This window comes from Testudinibacter sp. P27/CKL/0425, assembly GCF_052931395.1.
The window spans coordinates 2,356,018-2,375,839 of the sequence record NZ_CM128801.1; the positions used below are offsets into that span (position 1 = coordinate 2,356,018).

The following is a 19,822-nucleotide window of genomic DNA, read 5'->3' on the forward strand; positions in this document are numbered from 1 at the left end:
TGCGGTAATCCCCCAATAGCGGCAAATTTTCGCTATAATTCCGCCATTAATATCGGTATTAACGAGGTTAGTGTGAATAAAGCCATTTTCTTAGATCGCGACGGCACGCTGAATGTCGATCACGGCTATGTGCATCAAATCGATCAATTTGAATTTATTGACGGCAGCATCGAAGCACTGCTGGAGCTAAAACGCATGGGCTATTTATTGGTGCTGGTCACCAACCAATCGGGCATCGCCAGAGCCTATTTCAGCGAAAAACAATTTCTGCAACTGACCGAATGGTTCGACTGGTCGCTTGCCGATCGCGGGGTGGATTTTGACGGCATCTATTATTGCCCGCATTTGCCGGACGGCATCGGGGAATATCGCCAACAATGCGATTGTCGCAAGCCGCAACCCGGCATGCTACTGCAAGCGGCAGCAGAACTGAACATCGATCTCAACCGCTCTTTTATGATCGGTGATAAACTGGAAGACGTGATGGCCGGTAAAGCAGCGAGTGTGGCACATACCATTCTCGTGCGCACGGGTAAACCTGTCACCGCTGAGGGGGAGATATTGGCGGATGCGGTGTTGGATTCAGTGGCGGATCTGCCGGGGTATGTGAAAAGTGCGGTAGCGCCGTAATCCTTCCCTGAATTACGGCACTTGATGTAAATATGTTACTTAATGATATAGCACAAAAGTACCGAATAACACGGTTAATAACGCCAGCGCCATTGGGATCGCAGTTCGTTTAATCACATCAAACGGCGATACGTTTGCCACACCGGATACCGCAACGATCACCGCAGTAATCGGCGACACACTTCGCGCGATCCCGGCGACCAATTGCATTGGCAATAACATCAGTACCGATGGCACGCCAATGGAAGAGGCAACCTTAGGTGCCAAGGCGGCAAATGCGAAAAATGGCGCATTGCCTGATCCCATCACAACAGCAGAAAGAGCGATAATTCCCACCATCACGGCAGTCATTGTAAACACCCCGAAACCGGAATCTTGCGCGCCTGAAATAATGGTATCAATCGCCCCGACGGCAGTCAGACCTTTAGCAAACGTTTCCCCGGCAACAATCAACGTGATCACGATGGCAAATTGTTTCCCCATGCCATCGAAGAACACCTGAATATTCACAAATACGGTTTTCATATCCCGTTTTCTGATTAGCTCAAAAACCATCGCGGTAAATAAGCTGATCAGCATGGCAGTCACCACATTCATTTTTATTCCGGCAAAGACCAGCTTGCTGAACGTCAAAATTAAAAAGAGCGGTAACAATGGCAACAGAATATACACTAACGGTGGTGCATCATCGGCGGTAAGATCTGTGGCAGACTCCACTGTTTGTGCTTCTAAATCTGTAGCTTGCTGGCGCCGATCAAACCAACGCTGAACAAGAATATGCGCCGTTGCAATCACTAACATCGTGGTCACCGCAAGCGGCACCTGATAACTGACAAAATAGACCGCAATATCAACTCCGGCGGTTTTTGACGCTAACACGGCATTCCCTGAAGCAGGTCCTAAATCAAGACAAGCGGTCGTTCCAATCACCGCCGTTGCCCCTTCGCGGCTTACCCCAAGACTGACCAAAATTGGGAATAGCGTAATCATCAGCAATAGCCCCAAACCTGAAGCACTTGGAATGAAAATGTTCAACAATTGCCCAATAATATAAGCAAATCCCAGCATCAAATAAGGGGTTTTAATGCTTTGCAACGGCTTGATGGAATAGTTCACGAGGGTTTTACTCGCACCAATATGATCCATATAACGTGCAAAACCGCCAACAGCCATGATCATTAAACCCAGATCCGCCGCTCTAGAGCTAAATACAGTTTTGATAAATTCAAATATATCAAAGCCTACCCAGCCGGTTGATTTATCGGCAGGCAAGATTTCCCCCAAGCCAAACAAAACAGCGAAACACATCAAAATAATCCCGCCGCACATCAAGACCACTTGCGCCTTATATTTTTTGACAATAAGGTACCCGACACCAACCGTAACAATGAGAGCAATAATTAAACCAAACATAATCTAGGTCTCCTCATTATGTGATAAACAGAATTTAACTGTTTCATATAACAGCGTTGTGCGTGGGATAATGGAGTCCAGTTCCAAGTACTCATCCGGACTGTGGTATTTCCCGCCGACAAGCCCCATTCCATCAATGGTCGGCACACCTAACGCGGCAAAGAAATTTCCGTCCGAAGCCCCACCGGTTGAAACCCACTCCGCATCGATGCCCAATTTTTGCTTAATCTCATCAACAGCCTGACAAAATGCCAAGCTCTCTTTAGTTTTAGCCCACGGCGGTCGAGTAACGCATCCTTTAACATTAACTCTCACGCCTTCTTCCGTCACGGAATCATGCAACGCCCGAATAAATGAATCGAGCCTTTCTGCCTCTTTCGGAATTGTAAAACGGCAATCCACTTGAATTTTAACGTATGCCGGAATGGTGTTCGGCGTGGTGCCTCCTTCAATGGTTCCAATATTGAGCGCCGTGCCTTTCTCCGGCGCCACTTGCGCCAGCAATTTTTGGCAAATTCCAATACAAGCATTAATCGCATTCGCTCCCGCTTCAGGATTCACCGCCGCGTGCGCTTCCTTTCCATGAAATTCAATAACATATCGCGCAACACCACGCCGTTCATTCACTAAACTCCCATTTGCTCTGGCAGCTTCTAAAACAATGGCATAACGGGCTTTTGCGGCAAATTTTTCGAGTAATGGGCGGGAATAAATAGAACTGATTTCTTCGTCAGGGTTGAAAATAACACAAATGGTACGATCACCAATTTCATCATTATCCGTCAACACTTTACAGATATGATAGGCTTGGATAAGCCCTTGCTTCATATCACAGACCCCCGGTCCGTATGCTCTTTCGCCATCCTCACTAAATGGTCGCTCCTGTGTAGTGCCTGTTTTGAATACCGTATCCATGTGGCCGGAAAGCAATACGTCAAAATGTTCAGCTTTTCGATTCATACACACCAGCGCCGAACCTACCGCCGGATCATAACTATACGACTCCAGATTAACCAAATGCTTTAGATCGTCAATAAAGGTATTTTGATTAACGATAGACATGGAAACCTCCTTCTCGGATATAGACAGAATAAAACTTACATAAATAGCACCTCATAAAAAGAAAACCATAATGACCGTAAAGAGTAAGGCTAGTTATGTCAATGACAGGGAAATATTTAATATTATAAATATTTTAATTTGTGATGCAGATGATAAGGGAATGAAGTTCATATAAAGAGACTCACAAATAGCTCTTTAGCAACCTTTAATGATTTACCATTGAATACAGGAATATAATTAAATTTTCGCTAACTAAAAGCTAACATTATCTGTCAGCGGTCTGGGATAAACCCAATGGGTTGATCTTTTTATTGGATAGGGGTTGAGGAGAAATCCATGTTTAAAACACTACAGAAAATCGGTAAAGCCTTTATGCTGCCGATTGCTATTTTGCCGGCTGCCGGTTTGTTATTGGTGTAGTTGACTACTACATTCAGACGCGGAGGTTCGGCGGATTAGCCGGAGATTAAATCGGTATTGTGTGTCAATCGGACTCGGGAAGAGAAAAAGGGCGGTAAGCAACAAGTTGAAACTGCATTTTATATCAGCAGGTCAGATGCCGGTACGGAGAACATGGCCGTCTTACGTCGCTTTGCCTTAAATTTATCCCGCCTACCCCCTGATAAAAGGAGCATGCGGGGTAAATTGAAGATGGCAGGCTGGTCAGATGAATACCGGTCTGCCTTAATACTTGGGGCTGGTGATTAATTAATAAGCAAAGTGCGCGCTTGCCCTGATAGCGATTGAAATAGTCTTATGCCATTAACAGATTGACTAATCCGCTAATTTCACACCATAAAACGCGCTATAACCGAATGGGCTTTGCTTATAATCACGGACACGCAGGCTTAATGGCGTTACCGTGATCGAATGTGCCACACTGATCCACGGAGCTTGCTCTTTTGCAATCACCTGTGCTTTCTCATATAACGCGGTGCGTTGAGCTTTATCAGACAATGCCGATGCTTGCTTCAACAGATCGTTAAACTCCGTATTACACCAACGAGCATAGTTACTGTGCCCGACGCTGTCGCAGCCTAATAATGGCGTGAAGAAGTTGTCCGGATCACCGTTATCGCCTGACCAACCGTAAATCCCGGCGGCCAATAAGCCCTCACGGGTGCGCTTAATATAATCGCCCCATTCGTAGCTGACCAATTCCGCTTTCACACCGATTTTCGCCCAGTCGCTTTGCAGAATTTCCGCTAAACGGCGTGGGTTCGGGTTTGAGTTACGCACCACCGGCTGCACCCAAAGCTGGGTTTCAAAACCGTTCGGATAACCGGCTTCTGCCAACAGCTGTTTGGCTTTTTCCAAATCATACGGATAATCTTTCACTTCGGTGTTGTAGCCCCAAATGGTCGGCGGCAACGGATTCACCGCCGGTACGCCCGCACCTTGGTAAACCACTTTGATAATCGTGTCTTTATCCGCCGCCATGTTCAACGCTTGACGCACTTTCACATTGTCAAACGGCGCTTTTTCGGTGTTGAACGCAATATAGGCGACATTTAACCCTTCCTGCGACATCAACTGAATTTTCTTATCACTGTGCATTCTTTCCAGATCAGCACTATTCGGGAAATCCATCATGTCACACGCGCCGGTTTGCAATTTGGCGTAACGTGCGGTGGCATCAGGGGTGATGCTGAAAATCAAACGCTTAATTGGCGCTTCGCCTTTCCAATAATCTTTATTGGCTAAGAAACGCACCGCTTGGTCAATCTGATAACCGGCAAACACAAACGGACCGGTGCCGATTGGGGTGGTGTCGATGGTTTCCGGCTTGCCTTCCGCCAGCATTTTATCGGCGTATTCTTTCGAATAGATCGAAATAAAGTCCATGCCAAGGCTCGACAAGAACGGCGAATCCGAATAGTTCAAGGTGATTTTCACCGTGTAATCATCAACTTTTTCCACCGCTTTCAACAGTTTCGAGAAGTTCATTGAATTAAAATACGGATAAGTGCCGTTTGAAACGCCGTGATACGGGTGGTTCGGATCCAACTGGCGTTGGAACGAGAAAATCACATCATCGGCATTGAAATCACGGCTCGGCGTGAATTGTTTGTTTGAATGGAATTTCACGCCTTTACGCAGATGAAAAGTATATTCCAGCCCGTCGTCGCTGATATCCCAGCTTTCCGCCAAGCCCGGCTCTAAATTAGTGGTGCCGCGTTCAAATTCGACCAAACGGTTATAAACCTGCTGTGAACTGGCGTTATACGACAAGCCGTCCATCACCAATGCAGGGCTAAAGCCGGTCGGCGAGCGACTGGTGCAATTGATAAAGGTGTCTTTGTCAGCGGCTTGTGCCACTGTGCTGAGACCGACTAAAAGTGCGGTCAGCGAAAGTTTGCTGCGTAATTTCATAGAATCTCCCGAAGAATAAAGTAAAGTATCGAGTTTGATGTGGCTGCTACAATACCGTTGTCCGGCGTATTTCAAAAGATCAAAATCATCTTGATTATAACCAAATCATCTAAAAAATAGCCAGCCAGATTATTGATTGTGGCGACTCATGTTTTCGCCGTCATGGGCGTCGAGTTTAAGGATTAACCAAAGTTGCAAAACCCCGATTGCCGCTACGGTGAAGAAAGTGTAACTGAACGCCTGCGCAACCGCACTTTGATCCAGCATTTCCAAATAAATGTTCAACACCACCGCCGCGAACGCGATCCCCAAGCCCAAACCGACTTGTTGGGTCACACTCAGCAGCGTGCTGCCTTCACTGTTGCTCTCTTTGGAAAATTCGCTGATCGTCAGGGTGTTGGTGGCGGTAAACAGCGTGGACATTGCCGCGCCGTACAATACTAGCGGCGGCAAAAGCCACCAAACCGACCAACTTTTTTGCATTAAACCGAACAAAATCAAGCTGCTGCACAGCAAGAAAGTGGCCGCAAGCAACACCTTTTTATAACTGAAGCGGATCAACAGCGGGCGCAGGAACGGTTTGCAAAAAATTGAGCTAATCGCAATCGGCGCCAATAGCCAACCGGCAATGTCCGCCGGATAACCGTAGGCGACTTGCAACATCAGCGGCAATAAAAACGGCGCGCCCGAACCGCAAATCCGCAACACCAGATTCACCTGGGTGCCGATATTGAAAGTGCGGTATTGAAACAGTGAAAAGCCGATTAACGGATTGCTCACCTTGCGCGCATAATAAAAATACAGGGTGAACAGCGCCAAGCCCGCCACCAGCACGATGATCGCCGAGCCGACGTTAAACGTGCGGTTGCCGATCATATCCATGCCGAGGGTGATGCCGACCAACGCGCCGCCGAACAGTAAAAAACCGAGCCAGTCGAAACGGAACACGCTGCCGGTCATATTCAGCATAAACAGGCCGCACAGGAAAAAGCCCAGCACCCCAATCGGAATATTAATCAAAAAAATCCAGTGCCAGCTGGCATAAGTCACCAGCCAGCCGCCGAGAATCGGGCCGACAATCGGGCCGATCAGCCCCGCCATCACCATCATATTTAAAGCGGAAATAATCTCGTGGCGCGGCACACTTTTTATAATCGCCAAACGTGCGGTCGGCATCATCAACGCGCCGCCCGCGCCCTGTACAATTCGCGCCAAAATCAAGGTGTCCAAACTCACCGCCAACGAACAAAAAATCGAGCCGACAATAAACAGCACGATTGCCGAACGGAACACCGTCAGCGTGCCGAAGCGATCCGCCAACCAGCCGCTGAGCGGGATCAGCAGCGCCACTGTTAACGCATAACTAATCACCGCCAGCTGCATTTCCAGCGGTGCTTCATGCAGATCGGCGGCAATCGCCGGCAGCGCAGTGTTTAGAATGGTCGCGTCCAACGTTTGCATAAAAAGTGCGGTCGATGCCACCCACGCCAGACCTTGATAACTTTTACTCATATCCTGTCCGTTGTTGATTTTCGGCTGCCAGCCACTGTGCGATAAACTCGGCAATCTGCGGCACGGCGTTTAAATCTAAGCGCCGTATCGACGGCGCAATCGCGTTTGGCAATGCGTAATCGGTCGCCAGCGCCAACACATAATGATCCACTTCCGGCAATGGTTTGCTTAAGGTTTGGCGGTGCAATAAAATTTTCGGCAACGGCTCGTGTTTAAAGCCTTCCACCAGCACTAAATCGCTCAACGCCGGATCGAGTTGCTGCGCCAAATAACCGAGTGAAACCGCACTTTGCGCCGTTTCAGTTGTGTTTGGCGTTTCGGTCATCAATGCCCAACGCTGATCGCACGCCACCGCCACTTGCGACGCGCCCGCTTGAGTCATGCGCCAGCTGTCTTTTCCCGTTTTGTCGGTGTGGAGATCGTGATGAGTGTGTTTGATCACCGCCACTCGCAACCCTTTTTGCTGCAATTGCGGTAACAGTTTTTCCAACAGCGTGGTTTTGCCGCTGCCGCTATAGCCGCTGATGCCGAGCATCGGAATCGGGCTGACCGCACTTGTGGTGCTACGATTGATTTCGTCCAGTTGCGACAAATAATTAAAATTGGCAAACGCCTGCGGCTGATCGCTGAAATCGACCACCACATGGCGTTGCGCCCGCATAAAATCACGCACCTTGCGCCCGCCGTCGAGCAGATATTGCTGTAAATTGGCGATCAGCCTTTTGTTCATCAACACAAACGTCGGGTGCTCACGCTCGCCATCGCTGACATACGCCAAATCCAGCGCCGCTTGCTGCACTGCACTTAACAAACGCGGCGCCAAATCCAACGGCAGAAACGGCGCATCACAAGGCACGAACAGCACCCATTCCGTTTGGCTGTGTTTTAGCCCGCTTAACATGCCGCTTAACGGTCCGAGAAAGCCGTCCAACTCATCGCTAAACTGCAGCAAACCGCACTTGGCATAGTGTTGTTGGTGACGGTTGGCATTAATCAAAATCTGTTGCACCTGCGGCTGCAAACGTGCCTGCACATGAACAACCAACGGCTTGTGCTGCAACAGTTGCAATCCTTTATCCGCGCCTTGCATTCGTCGCGACAATCCGCCGCATAAAATCACCGCCGTCAGCTGTTGTTTATTCATACAATCTCTCTTTTGCAATTCCGTTGTTCGGTGCTATCATTGCACAAATCAAAAATGAAACCTATAGGACAAACTATGAAATGTCATCGCCTTAACGAAGTGCTGGAACTGATTCAGCCGCACTGGTCGCAAGATCCGGATCTCAGTTTAATGGAATTTTTACAAAAAATCGCTGTCGAAGCTGGGTTCGACAAACCGATTGCCGAACTGAGCGACGAAGTTATCATTTATCATCTGAAAATGCGCGGCACGGACAAACACGAGCCGATTCCGGGCATTAAAAAAGATTATGAAGACGATTTCAAAACCGCACTTTTAAAAGCGCGCGGCATTCTCAAATAACTGAATTTACTTTTTCAAATAAGGATATGTATGAAAAAACTACTTTTGATTTTGGCAACTCTGTTCAGCGTTAACGCAGCGCAAGCCGCTGACTTTGCACCACAGGAAAGCAAACACTTTATCACCGTTGCACAACCGGCTACGGTCGATAAAGAAGTGATTGAATTTTTCTCATTCTACTGCCCGCATTGTGCCAATTTCCAAATGGAATATAAAATCCCGCAAGCGATTCAAGACAAAATGCCAGAAGGCACTCAATTCGTGAAATACCACGTTAACTTCTTAGGCCGCGCTTCAGAAGATTTAACCCGCGCGTGGGCATTCGCAATGGCGACCAACAACACCGATTTAGTTGAAAACGCGCTGTTCGAAGCGGCACAAGCCAATAAAATCAACAGTATGTCCGATATTCGCGAAATCTTTTTAGCCAAAGGCATCAGCGCCGAACAGTTCGACAACGGTATCAACAGCTTTGCGGTGAACGGCTTGGTGAACAAGCAGGTGAAAGCCCTTGAGCAATATCAAGTGCGCGGCGTGCCGGCATTTTTCGTCAACGGCAACAAGCAAATCAACATGAGCGGTTTCAGCGATTCCGCCAGCGTGGAACAATTTGTTGAGAATTACACCAATACGGTTTTGTATTTGTTGAACAAGTAACCTCCCCCAGCCTTCGGCAGCCCCCTCCGTAAACGGAGAGGGCGAAGCAAATTTTATTGCTTGTAATTGATGATAAACACAATTTTCTCTCCCTCCGCTGGCGGAGGGAGATGTCCGAAGGACAGAGGGAGGCACGGGCGATTTTCCGCCAAACTTGCCTCACCACAAAAGCCACCGGCAGAAATTTCCGCCATAATACAAAAAAAAGTTGACTTATTTTTATGAGTTGGTTTAATGCTTGCCGACTTATCTTTCGTATTATAGAGGAACCATTATGGCTGAAAGTTTTAGCGTAACCCGCCGCTTTTTTGATGACAAAAACTACCCGCGCGGCTTTTCCCGCCACGGCGATTATACCATTCGCGAATCCGACACTTTAGAAAAACACGGACAAGCGTTTATTGAATTGGATCTGGGCAACCGTGCGCCAGCCACTGACGAAGAAAAACAATTCGTTGCCGTTTGCCGCAAAGAGCGCGAGCCGGAAACTTTCTTTGAAAAAACCTGGTGCAAATACCGTTCGCGCATTGCCAGCGTTAAACGCGTTTACACCTTGTCCGGACTGGCTGCCGGCGATAGCGTTGACGATTACAGCAACAACGACTAAACAGCCGCATAATTCCGTTGGCGCACGCGATGTGCGCCTGCCTTACAAACCGCACTTTTCTTCTGCCGAACGGCAAAAAGTGGTACACTTGCCGACATTCTGATTTTAACAACGAATTTCCCTGATTATGCCAAACGCTATGCAATCCCTGCCGACTGCCGATTATGCTCAACTGTTAGCCGACAAACACCACGCACTACAACAGCTGCTTGCACCGTTTTCCGCCCCTGAGATCGAGGTGTTCGCCTCTGCCGAACAACATTACCGTATGCGTGCGGAATTTCGCATTTGGCACGATCAAGGCGAGATCTATCACATCATGTTTGATCCGCAGACCAAGCAACGTTATCGGGTCGATCAATTTCCGGTGGCAAGCCGCTTAATCAACCGCATGATGAGTGCCATTTTGCCGCTGTTGCAACAACAGCCGATTCTGCGCCATAAACTGTTCCAGATTGATTATCTCAGCACCGAAAGCGGAAAAATTATCGTCAGCCTGCTGTACCATAAAAAGTTGGACGACCAGTGGCAGCAACAGGCGCAGGCATTGCGCCAACAGCTGCAACAGCAGGGTTTTGACTTGCAACTGATCGGGCGTGCCAGCAAGCAGAAAATCAGCCTTGAGCAAGAGTATGCGGACGAAGTGCTGAGCATTAACGGCAAAGCCTACACCTATCGCCAAGTGGAAAACAGCTTCACTCAGCCGAATGCCGGTATCAATGTCAAGATGATCGAATGGGCACTGTCTTGCACCGAAAACAGTGACGACGATTTGTTGGAGCTGTATTGCGGCAACGGCAATTTTTCGGTGGCATTGGCGCAGAATTTCCGCAAAGTGCTGGCGACCGAAATCGCCAAACCGTCGGTGGCAGCGGCACAGTTCAACATTGCGGCAAACGGCTGTGATAACCTGCAAATTATCCGAATGTCGGCAGAAGAGTTCACCCAAGCCATTCAAGGCGTACGCCAATTTAACCGCCTTCAGGGGATTGATTTAAGCGATTATCAATGCAAAACCGTGCTGGTTGATCCGCCGCGTGCCGGTTTGGATCAGGACACCGTGAACATGGTGCAACAATACGAGCGGATTTTATATATCTCCTGCAATCCGCATACCTTGTGCGATAACTTAAACAGCTTGTGCCAAACCCACCGAATTGAACGGGCAGCGTTGTTTGATCAATTCCCTTACACCGATCACATGGAAAGTGGTGTTTGGTTAGTGAAACGTTGATGAGCATTCAGCTGGTATGCGAAGCGGCAGCCAAGCAAACAGCGTTTGACCGCACTTGCCAAACTCTCGGCTTGCAGCACGATCCCGATGCGATTTTAGCCCTAGTGCAAACCGAAGTGCGGTTAGAATTGCGCAAACTTGACGAACCGAAATTAGGCGCGGTAGCGGTGGATTTTGTCGGCGGTGCGATGGCGCATCGGCGCAAATTTGGCGGCGGACGCGGCGAGGCGGTGGCAAAAGCGGTCGGTATCAAACAAGCTTATCTGCCAACGGTGATTGACGCCACCGCCGGTTTAGCGCGCGATGCATTCGTGTTGGCGGCGATCGGCTGCCAAGTGCGGTTAATCGAACGCCAGCCGGTGGTATTTGCGCTGTTGCAAGACGGCTTGCAACGCGGTTATCAAGATCCTGAGATTGGGGACTGGCTGCAACAACGGCTGCAACTGCTGCCTTGCCACAGCCTGACCGCACTTGATCCGCCCAACGACTGCGCCGATGTGGTCTATCTCGATCCGATGTATCCGCATAAACAAAAAAGTGCATTAGTGAAAAAAGAGATGCGGATTTTTCAGCATTTAGTCGGTGCTGATCTTGATGCTGATCTATTGCTTCAGCCGGCATTGCAATTGGCAAAAAAACGCGTGGTGGTGAAACGCCCCGACTACGCGCCATTTCTCGCCGAGCAGAAACCGCACTTCAGCCAAACCACCAAAAATCACCGTTTTGATGTGTATATGGGGCTGGCGCCAAATTCAGCAATTGATTCTCAATAAATGCGAAAACAAAAAAACCGCACTTGCCGTTGAACAGCCAAGTGCGGTTGGAATAAAGTTTAACCGGCGTTATTTAGCCGAGATGACCACACGGCGGTTGGGTTTCAAACAGTCACGCAATGCCTGCCCCTGCTCCGCTTCGCACGCTACAACTTGATCCGCTTTTCCATAGCCGACTGCACTAACCGCACTTGGCGCAAAACCTTGTTGAACGAAATACGCTTTTACCGCTTCGGCACGACGTTGCGACAGTGCCAAATTATAGCGGTCTGATCCCAAACGATCGGTATAACCGGCGATCTCAACCGCATTCACCTGTTGCGATTTCAAACCACTGATCACACCGTCAAGCACATTTTTACCTTTCGTCGTCAACCCTGCCGCATCAAAATCAAACAAAAAATCGCCTGACAACTCAAACTGGTTATTACAGCCTGCCGGTTTCCAGAAGAACGATTGTGCGTTCATATCGGTGTCGAACAACACTTTGAATTGACAGATTTTATGCACACCATTTTGACGATAGTTGAACACATAATCCCATTCGCGTACCGCGAACAATCCTTCTAAATGATGCGGACGACCGATTAAATAATACAGCTGATCTTTGTTCATGCCCGCTTCGATTTGGCGCACATTGTCCCAATTTGGCCAAATGCCGTATTGTGAGCCGCTATAATTTACGCCAGCGTCTTCGATTTTCGGGAAAATCGGTTCATCGGTGGTGCCGTCGGCTTTAACATCGCTTAAACGACAGCCGGTCAGGGTTGCTGCAACAACCAACGGTAATAATAATGCTGATAATTTAAATTTTTTCATATTGATAATCCTGTTCGTTAAATCGCTCGGATATAAACCGCACTTGTTGGCAAGTGCGGTTTACGCTGTATTACCACTGATAACCCACGCCAACACCGCCGGTTAAATCACCACGGCTGTTATGCGACGCATTCAATTTCAGGATAACTTTACCGTTATCCGAAATGCGAGACACACCCAAGGCAACCGCATTTTGCGATTTGTGCGCCCCTCCGGCAACCGCCACCATTGAATGACCCGGCAAGTAAGCTTGTGGCAAGCTTGCCATTGCCGCGGCTGTCGCGCCCACGCCGTCAATATCTTTCGCCAAGCCGTCAACTCGGTTGCTCACGTTGTTGATCGCTTGATTGGTGCGATGTAACTGGCTGCCATTGACCACTTGCTTCGAGTCGGCAGAAATTTCGCCGTCTGCGACGTTATTGATCGTTTGGCTGTTAGCGTTGATGCCGTCTTTGCTAATATAGGTTTTATCACCTACTTTGTAGCTGTTTGCCGTCACACTGGTGAAGGTCGGCGTATCGCTCATTTTCACCTTGATATTGCCTTTGCCGTCAGACTCGGTGCTGATATTTTTGCCGTCGCCCTGAATGTTTACCGTGCTGCCCAATGTCGCCGCATAAGCAGTGCCACTGTCGGCGCCGAAGGTGATCGGCTTAATCACTTCGTTATTCAAGGCGTTCAATGCCGCGCCCACTGAGTTGGCAGTTGTTGTTCCACCCTGGGTGCCGGTGATGGTATAGGTCGGCGCGGTCACTTTGCCGTCTTTATCCACCGTTGAACCGCCGCCAAGTGCGCTCGCCACCGATTGCGCAGTGCCGTGTAACTGGCTGCCGTTAATCGCATCGGTTGAGTCGGCATTCACTGCACCGTTGGCAACGTTGGTCAGTTGCATTGGTTGATCACTCACAATCCGCACTTTCGCCGGTGTTGCCGGTGTCAGCGTGATAGTGCCGTCGGCATTGGTTTGTGAGCTGTAGAAATTGCCGCCCACATTGGTCAAGGCGTTGCCGCTCGCATCCAAATACTCCATCGGCAAGCCCACGACGTCAATTTCATAGCTGTAGTTGCTTTGCGCATCTTTCGCTATCGCAGAAGTTTGGGTGTTTTTGCCGTGGTTGACGGTGACGGTTTGCCCTGCGACTTCGCTCGGATCTTGTGCCGGAGATTGTTCTTTATCCCCTTCAGTTGCTAACTGCCATGGTGTGCCATTGCCGATTGCACCGGTATCACCTGTAGCGCCGGTCGCACCTGTAGCTCCAGTAGCACCTGTAGCTCCGGTTGCACCTGTGGCTCCAGTAGCACCTGTAGCACCTGTAGCACCTGTAGCACCTGTAGCACCTGTAGCACCTGTAGCACCTGTAGCACCTGTAGCACCTGTAGCACCTGTAGCACCTGTAGCACCTGTAGCACCTGTAGCACCTGTAGCACCTGTAGCACCGATTGTACCATCTTTACCGTCTACGCCATCTTTGCCATTGGCTCCAACGTCACCTTTTTCACCTTGAGCACCGGTATCACCTTTTTCGCCTTGGTCGCCTTTCATCACTTTCGCGCTAATGGTGATCTCTTGTCCATCTGATGAGATGTCAATATTATCGCCGGCGATAAATTTAATGGTGTCACCGAGCTTCACGGCTTCGGATATTGCGCCATTCTCTGAGTATTTGACACTAGTATTGGTGCCATTGCTTTTACCAATGCTAAAGTTCCAGCCGCTGTTCATCACGGCAAACAGTTGGCTGCCATTAATGGTATCGGTGCTGTTTGCTGCGATCAAACCGGGCGCAACATTTTGAATGCGGCGGGTTTGCAGCGTGCCGTCTGCATTCGTGCCACCGCCAACGCTAACCACACCCACCACTTGCTCGCCACCGGCAAAATCCAACGTTGTGGTGTCGTTAACTTTATAGCTCAGATAATCCTTCGCGATACCTTTGGTTCGCATATTATCATCTGCTAAATACGCGGTAGAATCACCCAGGAATACCGAATTTGCAACAGTATTTTTCACCTGATTACCCAGCACGAATACGTTTTGATGTTGCACGCTGTTGTTATAACCGACAATCGCTGAATTAGACGCATCAGTTTCATCTTTAATACCGTCGGCAGTGGTGATTACGCCGTTAGCATCACGCGTTACCGCCGCACCGCCAAGATCATTCCGACCACCGAAAATAAAGGCATTGCTGGTCGATTTTCCGACCGCATTGTTATATCCGTAAGAATAGCTGTAGCTGCCGTCAATAATCGACGGATCACCAATCGCACTTGAACCGACACCGCGTACAATATTGCCTAAACCGATTGAAATCGTGTTCACTGCCAAGGCTTGAGCGCCGTAGCCGATAGCGATCGCGTTGTCGGCATCTTTACCTAAAACAGCTTCGGTACCGATTACAACCCCGTTATCCACATTATCGCCCACGGTTACATTACTGCCGCTGATAAAGTTATTGGTCAAATTGGTTCCCAAATAGGTCTCTTTCGGCGAACGTTTAAATCTAGTCTCGGAGTCAGAACCATCAAAATTAGCGGCGCCGTCATCCCCGTCATGGAATGAGAGTACCACATTGCGTTGAGCCAAATTATCGGCATCCGCCCCTTTCAGCTTGTTGAAATTACCCATTACGATATTTTCATTAGCATTTTCAACGCGGTTATAGCTCCCTGTGACCACCGTGTTATCGATATTCGTACCGATATTGCGATAGCCGTTTAACGAGTTAAAGGCACTGAATGTGCTGTAGCCGTCACTGATATTCTGCGCGTTGTTCAAATAGTTGAATCCGTTTGGTTCGCTGCCGCTCAAACGGTTTCCTACCCCGCTCAAAGTTGAAAACAGCGCATAATCCGCATGGTTGCCCGAACCGAAAGTGCTGACCGACGCCAACTCGCCGAGATTGGCAATTTCACCCAGAAATTTTTGCGGATCAGAAATGTTTTCTTCACCCAACAGCCCGCCTAACCACATTGCACCGGTTGTCGGGTTATACAGGTTTAAATAACTGTTGCGCACGCTGTTGCCGACACCGATCTGAATCGAGCCGTTGCTGGCTTCTGAACTGTTTGCCACCCCGTTAATAATGCTCGACATGCCGTCAAAATATTTCGGCGTGCTATCGGAAAAATTAGACGTGCCGGTAACACTGTTCCAAGAGCCGGAAATGGTGGACGCAAAACCACCCGCGGTGAAGACCACTTCAGGAACTAATCCAAAAAATGTTGCCGGTCTCAGCATCACTTGTCTGCCGTTATTTTGAATCACCGAACCCGTACCCATAATGGTGCTGTAAGTGGCACCACCGTATGAGTTCGTACCAACTGTTGTCGAACCTCGATAATTTTGATGGTTCGCACCATTGTAAGTCGGATTGTTGCGATGACCGATATCAATCGCATTTTCCGTAGAGAGCGCCCCGGCACCAATGGAGATCCCCGACGTGGCATTCGGTGATTTTACCCGACTGGAGACACGATCATTCTGTGCCACCGCACCTTTACCAATCGCAATGCCGTTTGCTTGATGATAGGTTCTTGCACCGTCACCAATCGCCACACTGCTTTCCGTACCGGCTGCCGCCTGCCCGACTGCAACCGCACTTTTCACTGCCGATGAATTTGCTCCGATTGCAGTGGCAAATTCGCCTCTGGCATTAGCATTATAACCAAGCGCACTGGCATGTTCTACCGTTGCTTTTGCAGACACACCAATTGCCGTTGCACGAAGTGCGGTTGCTGTTGCACCAGAACCGACTGCGGTTGCATTGGTTGCTGTCACCGTCGCAGCGGTTGTTGCCGTATTCAGTGCCGCTTTAGCATCCGTTTCCGCCTTGGTCAGGGTTGTGATTTCAGCGTTCAATGTCGCAATCGTTGCGGTATAGGTATCAATTTGTGTTTGTGCCGCTGTTTTGGCTGTATCTGTTGTCGCAACAGCCAAAGCGGACTGTGCGGCTGAAAGCTGGGTTTGTGCGGTGCGAAGTGCGGTTTGTTTAGTCGCTAAATTGGTGCGTGCAGTATTTAACGCCGCTTGCGCTTCATCAATGGTTTTACGCACTGAACCTGCGGTGTTGGTTGAATCTCCGGCAAACGCAGCATTACCGATCGCGGTATTATTTGTGCCGTAGGCTTGAGCGCCTGTTCCCTGTGCTAAACTGCTGGTGCCGTAAGCTTTGCTGTTATAGCCTGATGCCGACGAATAATTGCCTGCCGACGCGGCATTAACGCCCATAGCCATACCACTGCCGCCTACTGCACCGTCATTTCTTGAGTTGTTGTTATTACTGTCAATCTTATTCGCATTCACGCTGAAATAACGGGTTTTATCTCGATTAATGGTTTCAAAAGCACGATACAACTGGCTGCCGCTCACCGCATCGGTGCTGCCCGATGCAACCAAGCCTGCCGACACCCCTTGAATCCGACGATTGCCGACCGCAACCACGCCCACCGGCGTGCCGCCAGCAAAACTTTGAGCATTGTTGAATAGATTTTCAGCGGCATAGGTAACCACACCCGCGGTGCCGCCTGTTTTCGCGGCGGTTGCATTCGATTGATTCCCCAAATAAACCGAGTTGGCAATGCTGGCACTCACATTTCGCCCTAATACAAACGTATTTTCTGCTGCAAGTCTATTGCCGACACCAACCGCAGCCGAATATCTCGCTGCCACATTGGTGATACTATTACCCTGCCCCACTAAAGTTGAATACATTAGTTTATTGGCATCTGTTGTGCCGTCAGGGAAATTAACAATCTCTGCGGTATTGCTCTGACCGAAAGCGTACACGCTACTACTGCTGATTGCGTTTGACACCCCGACGGCAACGCTGTTGGTGGTTGGAGTGGTGTCGGCGGGAACCACGCCGCTGACCGCTCTGATACTTTCACCTACACGGTTCCCCTGCCCCATCGCCACCGAATTAGACACCGTGCCGAGTGCATTGTTGCTATTGCCGGTTAACGTAATATTCTGTGCTTTGTTTGTGCCGTCGCCCAAGGTATTGGAATAACCGGTTACACCGCTGGTTGTGGTATTATCTTTAATGGTATTCAAACCACCGGTTACAGTGACTGAAGCAATCCCCACTTGCGTATCACCTGCTGAGGCAAGTGTTTGGTTAGACGCACCGGTAATAATGACACTGGTTAATTTTCCTTCAAGTTTTGTATTGCTTACACCATTAACCACCGTTTGCGTTACCGCATTTTTGCCGTCACCCAACGTATTGTTATAACCCTCAATCGTGCTGTTGGATACATTGGATTTTACGGTGTTCGTACTGCCTGAAACAGCAACCGCGCTAACCGCAGCCACGTTGCCGTTAGCACCCGCCACGGCAAGGGTTTTATTGTTGTAACCGGTAACGCTGGTATTGCTTACCACGCCAGCAAGATTATTTTGTGTGCCGTTTACCGTTGCAGCTGTAATTTTATTTGTGCCATCACCAACAACATTGTTTGCTCCTTCAACAGTGCTGGTAGCCACATTACCCTGAACTCGATTACTAAATCCGTCAACCAACACCGACGTTACCGCTAAATTACTGCCGTCACCAACGGTATTGCTGTTTCCGCTGACAGTAACGCCGTTTAGATTTCGATATAACGTATTGCTGTTGCCGCTCACAGTCGTTTGCTGAATATTACGGCTTGCATCCGCATTGTTCTGTGCCGGGTTCAAGATCCCGACTTTATTTGATGAGCCGACAATATTGCCATAACTGAGTTTTAAGATCTGATTTGATAATCCGGTGATCGTTGAATTGCTTGAGGAGCCTGTGGTGTTAGTTACATTGTCTGTTGCAGCTGCGCTGATTGTCCCCACTAAATTACTAGAACCGTTGACGTGTACATTATTATTGTTTGCCGCAACGGTATTTGAATTGCCTTGAATGGTTGAATGCTGGTTACTATTACCTAAAGTATTTTTATAGCCTGCAATATTGTCAAATGTATTGCTGTTACCCAGTGTATTTTCATTACCGTTGATTACGGTATTGGTGTTGCTGTTGCCTAAGACGTTTTTATAACCTGACACATTATCATAGTTATTGCCTGTTCCTAGTGTGTTTTGATTTCCTACAACCGCACTTTGTTGAGAGCTACCGCCTACATTATTTGAATTGCCAACAACCGATGTATAATTGGCACTGGCTGCTAAGCTGTTTGATGTACCGATTGCAATCGCTTGTGTTGTATTGGCTACAGTTGACTTACCTACTACGATAGAATTTGTACCGGTAACACTTGCTCCATTGCCGACCGCAACAGTGCCCGTGCCCGCCGCACTTGCACCGTCACCACACGCCACTGTATTTGTTCCTGTTGCCGTGCCGACTGCCGTTCCGGCTGAATCAACACAAACCGCATTCACTGCGTGAGCGACAGGGCTAACGCTAAAGCCCGCCAGCAAAACGCTCGAAAGTAAAAATGCCGAACCTAACGTGCCAAGCACCACGCCGGAACGCGAACTGCGGGAATATCCGCTTGCCAACTCTGAAACCGCAGTCCATGTTTGTGTCGATTTGTTCCAAATTACTTTGTATAGCTTATTCATTTTAGCTCCCATAAGCTCCATTTGACATTAAATAACAAATTAAAATCATTTCATTGCATTAAAAAACAAAAAAACGATCAGCGCAGAATAAAAAACATTTTGTTTATTATATTTCATCATTTTAAATTGACAATGACTTATAATTTTATTGCTGAATTATTTTTATATTTAATTGATATTACAAATAAAAGGAAATTGGCTTGTATTGTCATGTTGGCGTAATCAAATGGAAAGCAGGTTGAAGTTGTGACTGATTGATGAAAACAAATTAGGAAGTGTAAATAAAAACATATTTCGGCTAATTTTTTAGCCGACAATGTGAGCGGGAGAGGTAAAAATTATTTTGGAGTGAAAATTAAATAGATCAAAATGAAAGTGCGGTTTTTCAACCGCACTTCAGACCGCTCAACTCAGATGAGATTGCGCCCGCGATCATGCCCATCAGCAGGAAAAAAAGCAGCCGCACCATTCAGCGTTTTTCTTCATATTTTGTGCAATAGCCGCTAAAAAGCACTGCATTTGCATCTTGCTCAGCCCTCTAAAGCCGGCATAACGGTGTCCGTGATGTTGTTTGGCGTCGGTAAAGGCGCTTGCCTTGCGTTGTGAGCCTCATTCGATTCTCCTGATCGACACTTTCCTGATAAATATGTCGTGCAATCACTTTCTCCCCTTTTTGCACACTAAGTGGTCTTGAGGC

14 protein-coding genes and 2 pseudogenes are annotated in these 19,822 nt (G+C 48.4%); 8 read left to right on the top strand and 8 right to left on the bottom strand.

What is annotated here, in order from left to right; translation table 11 throughout:
- Positions 1–72 precede the first annotated feature (72 nt).
- The gene (gene gmhB, locus ACUHGC_RS11625; RefSeq protein WP_446833448.1) at positions 73–630 is read left to right on the top strand and encodes a D-glycero-beta-D-manno-heptose 1,7-bisphosphate 7-phosphatase; all 558 of its coding nucleotides are present in this window, start codon (positions 73–75) and stop codon (positions 628–630) included.
- 39 nt (positions 631–669) lie between these two features.
- Here the strand turns inward: gmhB and dcuC are convergent, their stop codons facing one another.
- Complete coding sequence (dcuC, locus tag ACUHGC_RS11630) at positions 670–2,043, bottom strand: C4-dicarboxylate transporter DcuC (RefSeq protein ID WP_446833449.1); 1,374 nt, start codon at positions 2,041–2,043, stop codon at positions 670–672.
- 3 nt (positions 2,044–2,046) lie between these two features.
- Positions 2,047–3,105 carry a M20 family metallopeptidase gene (locus ACUHGC_RS11635; RefSeq protein ID WP_446833450.1) on the bottom strand — a complete coding sequence of 353 codons (1,059 nt, stop codon included), beginning with the start codon at positions 3,103–3,105 and terminating at the stop codon, positions 2,047–2,049.
- Between the two features lie 543 nt (positions 3,106–3,648).
- Between ACUHGC_RS11635 and ACUHGC_RS11640 the strand changes: the two are divergent.
- A pseudogene (locus tag ACUHGC_RS11640) lies at positions 3,649–3,813 on the top strand (ISAs1 family transposase); the annotation flags it as partial.
- 66 nt (positions 3,814–3,879) lie between these two features.
- Here the strand turns inward: ACUHGC_RS11640 and ACUHGC_RS11645 are convergent.
- The 3 genes from ACUHGC_RS11645 to mobA form a co-directional block, all read right to left on the bottom strand.
- On the bottom strand, positions 3,880–5,478 hold the full coding sequence (locus ACUHGC_RS11645; RefSeq protein WP_446833451.1) for an ABC transporter substrate-binding protein: 1,599 nt from the start codon (positions 5,476–5,478) through the stop codon (positions 3,880–3,882).
- 129 nt (positions 5,479–5,607) lie between these two features.
- Complete coding sequence (locus ACUHGC_RS11650; protein ID WP_446833452.1) at positions 5,608–6,990, bottom strand: DHA2 family efflux MFS transporter permease subunit; 1,383 nt, start codon at positions 6,988–6,990, stop codon at positions 5,608–5,610.
- The gene (mobA, locus tag ACUHGC_RS11655; RefSeq protein ID WP_446833453.1) at positions 6,983–8,134 is read right to left on the bottom strand and encodes a molybdenum cofactor guanylyltransferase MobA; all 1,152 of its coding nucleotides are present in this window, start codon (positions 8,132–8,134) and stop codon (positions 6,983–6,985) included. The genes ACUHGC_RS11650 and mobA overlap by 8 nt, the downstream gene beginning before the upstream one ends.
- Positions 8,135–8,209: 75 nt before the next feature.
- On the opposite strand from mobA, the gene ACUHGC_RS11660 reads away from it, so the two are divergent.
- The 6 genes from ACUHGC_RS11660 to ACUHGC_RS11685 all read left to right on the top strand — a co-directional run bounded on the left by ACUHGC_RS11660 (position 8,210) and on the right by ACUHGC_RS11685 (position 11,747).
- Entirely contained in the window at positions 8,210–8,476 is a 267-nt protein-coding gene (locus ACUHGC_RS11660) for a YihD family protein (RefSeq protein WP_446833454.1), read from the top strand.
- Between the two features lie 30 nt (positions 8,477–8,506).
- Positions 8,507–9,133: a thiol:disulfide interchange protein DsbA gene (gene dsbA / locus ACUHGC_RS11665; protein ID WP_446833455.1), complete on the top strand. Its 627-nt coding sequence runs from the start codon at positions 8,507–8,509 to the stop codon at positions 9,131–9,133.
- Between the two features lie 274 nt (positions 9,134–9,407).
- Complete coding sequence (locus ACUHGC_RS11670; protein WP_446833456.1) at positions 9,408–9,740, top strand: DUF413 domain-containing protein; 333 nt, start codon at positions 9,408–9,410, stop codon at positions 9,738–9,740.
- Positions 9,715–9,843 (top strand): hypothetical protein, encoded by a 129-nt coding sequence (locus ACUHGC_RS11675; RefSeq protein WP_446833457.1) that lies wholly within the window; start codon positions 9,715–9,717, stop codon positions 9,841–9,843. The genes ACUHGC_RS11670 and ACUHGC_RS11675 overlap by 26 nt, the downstream gene beginning before the upstream one ends.
- Positions 9,844–9,879: 36 nt before the next feature.
- Positions 9,880–10,974 carry a tRNA (uridine(54)-C5)-methyltransferase TrmA gene (gene trmA, locus ACUHGC_RS11680; RefSeq protein WP_446834904.1) on the top strand — a complete coding sequence of 365 codons (1,095 nt, stop codon included), beginning with the start codon at positions 9,880–9,882 and terminating at the stop codon, positions 10,972–10,974.
- Positions 10,974–11,747, top strand: a complete 774-nt coding sequence (locus ACUHGC_RS11685; RefSeq protein ID WP_446833458.1) for a class I SAM-dependent methyltransferase — start codon at positions 10,974–10,976, stop codon at positions 11,745–11,747. The genes trmA and ACUHGC_RS11685 overlap by 1 nt, the downstream gene beginning before the upstream one ends.
- A 69-nt stretch (positions 11,748–11,816) precedes the next feature.
- Here the strand turns inward: ACUHGC_RS11685 and ACUHGC_RS11690 are convergent, their stop codons facing one another.
- From ACUHGC_RS11690 to ACUHGC_RS11700, 3 genes and pseudogenes are all read right to left on the bottom strand, one after another.
- The gene (locus tag ACUHGC_RS11690) at positions 11,817–12,566 is read right to left on the bottom strand and encodes an OmpA family protein (protein ID WP_446833459.1); all 750 of its coding nucleotides are present in this window, start codon (positions 12,564–12,566) and stop codon (positions 11,817–11,819) included.
- Between the two features lie 70 nt (positions 12,567–12,636).
- Positions 12,637–19,125: a YadA-like family protein gene (locus ACUHGC_RS11695; RefSeq protein ID WP_446833460.1), complete on the bottom strand. Its 6,489-nt coding sequence runs from the start codon at positions 19,123–19,125 to the stop codon at positions 12,637–12,639.
- Between the two features lie 471 nt (positions 19,126–19,596).
- Positions 19,597–19,798 (bottom strand): annotated as a pseudogene (locus ACUHGC_RS11700) (transposase); the annotation flags it as partial.
- Between the last annotated feature and the right edge of the window lie 24 nt (positions 19,799–19,822).

What these genes read in the sequence shown, in the direction of transcription:
- dcuC (WP_446833449.1), bottom strand. Translation starts at nt 2,043, where the DNA reads ATGTTTGGTTTAATTATTGCTCTCATTGTTACGGTTGGTGTCGGGTAC.
- ACUHGC_RS11635 (WP_446833450.1), bottom strand. Translation starts at nt 3,105, where the DNA reads ATGTCTATCGTTAATCAAAATACCTTTATTGACGATCTAAAGCATTTG.
- ACUHGC_RS11645 (WP_446833451.1), bottom strand. Translation starts at nt 5,478, where the DNA reads ATGAAATTACGCAGCAAACTTTCGCTGACCGCACTTTTAGTCGGTCTC.
- ACUHGC_RS11650 (WP_446833452.1), bottom strand. Translation starts at nt 6,990, where the DNA reads ATGAGTAAAAGTTATCAAGGTCTGGCGTGGGTGGCATCGACCGCACTT.
- mobA (WP_446833453.1), bottom strand. Translation starts at nt 8,134, where the DNA reads ATGAATAAACAACAGCTGACGGCGGTGATTTTATGCGGCGGATTGTCG.
- ACUHGC_RS11660 (WP_446833454.1), top strand. Translation starts at nt 8,210, where the DNA reads ATGAAATGTCATCGCCTTAACGAAGTGCTGGAACTGATTCAGCCGCAC.
- dsbA (WP_446833455.1), top strand. Translation starts at nt 8,507, where the DNA reads ATGAAAAAACTACTTTTGATTTTGGCAACTCTGTTCAGCGTTAACGCA.
- ACUHGC_RS11670 (WP_446833456.1), top strand. Translation starts at nt 9,408, where the DNA reads ATGGCTGAAAGTTTTAGCGTAACCCGCCGCTTTTTTGATGACAAAAAC.
- trmA (WP_446834904.1), top strand. Translation starts at nt 9,880, where the DNA reads ATGCAATCCCTGCCGACTGCCGATTATGCTCAACTGTTAGCCGACAAA.
- ACUHGC_RS11685 (WP_446833458.1), top strand. Translation starts at nt 10,974, where the DNA reads ATGAGCATTCAGCTGGTATGCGAAGCGGCAGCCAAGCAAACAGCGTTT.
- ACUHGC_RS11690 (WP_446833459.1), bottom strand. Translation starts at nt 12,566, where the DNA reads ATGAAAAAATTTAAATTATCAGCATTATTATTACCGTTGGTTGTTGCA.
- ACUHGC_RS11695 (WP_446833460.1), bottom strand. Translation starts at nt 19,125, where the DNA reads ATGAATAAGCTATACAAAGTAATTTGGAACAAATCGACACAAACATGG.